At 72.4% G+C, this 3,927-nt stretch carries 4 protein-coding genes; all 4 read right to left on the minus strand.

What is annotated here, in order from left to right; all coding sequences use genetic code 11:
* Nucleotides 1–870, minus strand: an 870-nt coding sequence (locus P409_RS28710) for an FGGY-family carbohydrate kinase (RefSeq protein ID WP_274519185.1), incomplete at its 3' end; no start/stop codon positions are given.
* Nucleotides 822–1,286 carry an FGGY family carbohydrate kinase gene (locus tag P409_RS40990; RefSeq protein WP_052121517.1) on the minus strand — a complete coding sequence of 155 codons (465 nt, stop codon included), beginning with the start codon at nt 1,284–1,286 and terminating at the stop codon, nt 822–824. The genes P409_RS28710 and P409_RS40990, both read right to left, overlap by 49 nt.
* Nucleotides 1,283–2,131, minus strand: coding sequence for a class I fructose-bisphosphate aldolase (locus P409_RS28715; RefSeq protein ID WP_034846488.1), 849 nt, complete (start codon nt 2,129–2,131; stop codon nt 1,283–1,285). The genes P409_RS40990 and P409_RS28715 overlap by 4 nt, the downstream gene beginning before the upstream one ends.
* 11 nt (nt 2,132–2,142) lie before the next feature.
* The gene (locus P409_RS28720; protein WP_034846490.1) at nt 2,143–3,831 is read right to left on the minus strand and encodes a glycerol-3-phosphate dehydrogenase/oxidase; all 1,689 of its coding nucleotides are present in this window, start codon (nt 3,829–3,831) and stop codon (nt 2,143–2,145) included.
* Between the last annotated feature and the right edge of the window lie 96 nt (nt 3,832–3,927).

Genomic DNA, 3,927 nt, shown 5'->3' on the forward strand with positions numbered 1-3,927 from the left:
GGCCTGCGCCGCGACCCTGACCGGCATGCGCAGCACATCGGCGATCATCTGCGGCCAGACCGGGCTGCGCGCGCCGCCGCCGGAGATGGTGATGCCGCGCAGCTTGGCTCCCGCGGCCAGCAGCTTGTCGACATGGGCGAGATGGGCGAAGGCCACGCCTTCGAACACCGCCCGCACCATGTCGCCGCCGTCGTGCCAGCCGGCCAGGCCGAAGAACCCCGCGCGGGCAGACGGATCGCCGGCTGCGCCGTAAAGATAGGGGTGGTACATCGGCCCGTCGGCCTTGGGCGCCGCCGCCGCGGCCAGGGCGTCGGCCAGGGCGAAGGCGCTGCCGCCCGCTCGCCGCGCATCCTGGGCCAGCAGGTGATGGGCCAGCCACTCCAGGTTGGCTGCCGAGGTGGCGGAATTCTCCATCGACAGAAAGCGGCCGGGCGCCATGCCGGCCGACATGAACACCCCGTCCAGCGGCGCGTCGACCACCACCTGGTTGATGCTCCAGGTGCCGAGGATGATCGAGGCCTGGCCTGGCCGGGTGACGCCGGCGCCGACGGCGCTGGCCACCACGTCGAAGAAGCCAGCCACCACCGGCGTGCCCTCGGCCAGGCCGGTGCGCGCTGCGGCCTCCGCCGAGACCCCGCCGACCCGGTCGGTCGGCCAGTGCAGCGGCGGCAGCTTGGCGGCGACGCCGCCGAGGTCGTAAACCTGCAGCAGCCCGTCATCGTAGCGGTTGTCGGGCAGGCGCAGCAGCCCGGCCCCGCCCATGTCGGTGACGTCGGTCGCCACCCGGCCGGTCAGGGCATGGACCACCAGGTCCTTGCACATCAGCACATGGGCGGCGCGGTCCAGGACCTGCGGCCGGTGCCACGCCATCCAGGCCAGCAGCGCCGGGGTCTGCGACGGCCAGGGGCGCTGCAGGCAGATCGCCGCCGCGGCCTCCCCACCCCGCCGGCCGTCCACTCCTCGACCAGCCCGGCGGTGCGGCTGTCGAGCGACTGGATCGCCGCCAGCGGCCCGCCCTCGGCGTCGAGCAGGTAGAGGCCGTTGCCATGGCCCGAGGTGCCGATGCCGGCGATGTCGCGGCCGTGCAGGCCGCTCTTGTCCAGGAGCTCGCGGACGAGGCCGGCCAGGTCGGTCCGCAGCCGGCCGATGTCGCGCTCGACCATCCCGGGCTCCGGGCTGTGGCCGCCGGTGTCGCGATGGGCGCAGGCGAGCTCGCGCCCCGCATCGTCGAACAGCAGCGCCTTGACCCCGGTGTTGCCGGCGTCGATGCCCAGCCAGGCGCTCATCGCCCGCCTCCGCTGCGGTAGATCGACCAGGCAGCGTCGGCATCGGCGCCGTCATGGATCATCGCCATCAGCGCCGCCACCACGGCGCCGGGATTGTCGTGCTGGTAGATGTTGCGGCCATAGACCATGCCATGCGCGCCCTGGGCCATCAGTGCGGCCGAGGTGTCGAACACGCGCCGCAGGTCGGCCTTGCCGCCGCCGCGCACCAGCACCGGGCAGCGCGCCGCCTGGACCACATGGCGGAAATCGGCCGGGTCGTCGGTCGGGTCGGCCTTGACGATGTCGGCGCCGAGCTCGCGCGCCAGCCGCACCAGGGTGACGATCTTCTCGGTGTCGCCGTCGACCAGGTAACCGCCGCGCTCGTTCGGCTGCATCACCAGCGGCTCGATCATCAGCGGCATGCCGTATTTCTCGCAGTCGTTGCCGAGGCGGCTGATGTTCTGCACGCATTGCCGGAACAGCCCCGGCTCGTCCGGCAGCATGAACAGGTTGACCACGACGCAGACCGCGTCAAGCCGCAGCGCCGGCAGGATCGGGTCGGCCTCGTTCTGCAGCACCGCCCACATCTCGCGATGGCGCTGGCGGTTGTAGGGGTTGCCCATGTCGACCCGCATCACCAGCGCCGGCCGGTTCTGCCCGGGCATCGATTGCAGCAGGTCGGCCTGGCCGTAATTCATCTGGATCGCGTCCGGCCCGGCCGCGGCCAGCATGCGGACGACGCCCGCCATGTCCTCCAGCCCGGCCATGAAGGACGGCTCGTTGCAGACGCCGTGGTCGATGGCGACGTCAAGGCAGCGGCCGTTGCGCATCAGCCGGTTCAGGCGGACCTTCTTGGTCACATACATCGGAAACCCCATCAGTGTTGCGCGGCCGGCACCACGCGGTGGCGGCGGGCCATGATGTCGTCGAAGCGGGCGGCGGCGGCGGCGGTCTCGGCCTCGCTCCAGCCGAGGGCGGCGGCGACCAGATCGCCGGCCTCCGCCACCAGGGCCGGGGTGATCCGGCCTTCCATCCCCAGCAGGGTGCGGCGCAGCAGCAGGTCGCCGATGTCCCGCACCCGTTCGGTTTCGATCAGCCATTGCAGCTCGCGCCGCGAATAGTCGGGGGCGGCGGCCAGCGGCGCGTCCGGCCCCTGGCCGAGGAAGCGGGCGACGGCGACGGCGCGGCTGCCGTAGCGCTCGCTCAGTTCCCGGAAGCGCGCCAGCGGCAGGCCCGCCGCACCGGCTTGCTCCTTCAGCCAGCGCTGTCGTGCCCCGGCCTCGCGCGGAAACCCGCGGCCGCCGCCGATCGCCAGGTCGCGGGTGTCGACCCGGCGCGGCCGGCCAAGCTGGGCGAGGGCCAGGTCGGCGACCTCCTCGCCGAAGGCGCGGAAGGTGGTCCATTTGCCGCCGATCAGGGTCAGCACGGCGAAGGGCAGCGCGCCCGGCGGGTCGACCTCGACCGCATGGTCGCGGCTGATCCGCCCGGTCGCCTCGTCGTCGCTGACCGGCAGCGGCCGGACGCCGGTGAAGACGTGGACGATCTCGTCCTCACGCACCGCGAGATCCGGGAAGATGCCGCCCAGCGCTTCCAGCATGTAGCGCTTCTCGTCGTCCAGGCAGACCGCATCGTCCGGGTCGTCGATCCGGATGTCGGTGGACCCGACCATGGCGGCGCCGGCGTGGTTGAAGGCGATGCAGATGCGGCCGTCGCCATTCTCGAAATAGATCATCCGGTCGCCCAGCGCCTCCTGCAGCGCCGGGTTGCGGATCATCAGATGCGATCCCTTGGTGCCCTGGACGCGGCGGCGGTTGCTGGCCGGGCCGATCGCACCGCCGACCAGGTCGACCCAGGCGCCGGTGGCGTTGACCACCACGCGCGGCGCGATCCGCCCGCTGGCGCCGGTGATCCGGTCGCGCCAGGCCAGGCCGTCGCCGTCACGGCCGGTGATCTCGGTGTAGGAGAAGGCGCGGGCGCCGGTCTCGGCCTCGGTGTCCAGCACCAGCTCGATGCCCAGCCGCTCCGGATGGGTGACACGGGCGTCGTAATACAGCACGCCGGCCACCGCCCGCCGGGTGATGCCCTTGGCCAGGCGCTGCAGCTTCGCCCGGCCGATGCCGCGGTGCCGCGGCATGGTCCGGCTGCGCCAGGACAAGAGGTCGTAGAGGGCGAGGCCGGTGCGGATCATCAGCCCGGGCCGCGCCTGCGGCCGGTCGGCGATGCCGAGGAAGGCGCCGATGGTCGCCAGCGTGCCGCGAACCCTGGCCGTCACCGGCACCAGCGTCGGCAGCGGCGAGACGTAGTGCGGCGCGTTGCGCAGCAGCCGGTCGCGCTCCTGCAGCGACTGGCGGACCAGCCGGAACTCCCCGTTCTCCAGGTAGCGCAAGCCGCCATGCACCATGCGGGACAAAGCGGCGCTGGCGCCGGAGCAGAAATCGTCGCGCTCGACCAGCACCACGTCGATGCCCTGCAGCGCCAGCTCGCGGAAGGTGCTGATGCCGTTGATGCCGCCGCCGATCACCAGGACCTCGGCCCGCTCGGGAATGGACGAGCCATTGCCGGTCATTGTGTCGTGTCCTGCGGGAAGGCGGGTAACGACGTCGGCCGGAAGAAGAATGAGTCCCCCCTCCCTCGCGGGAGGGGGCTAGGGGAGGGGTTCCGG

It is taken from the genome of Inquilinus limosus MP06 (genome assembly GCF_000767795.1).
Taxonomy (GTDB): Bacteria; Pseudomonadota; Alphaproteobacteria; order DSM-16000; family Inquilinaceae; genus Inquilinus; species Inquilinus limosus_E.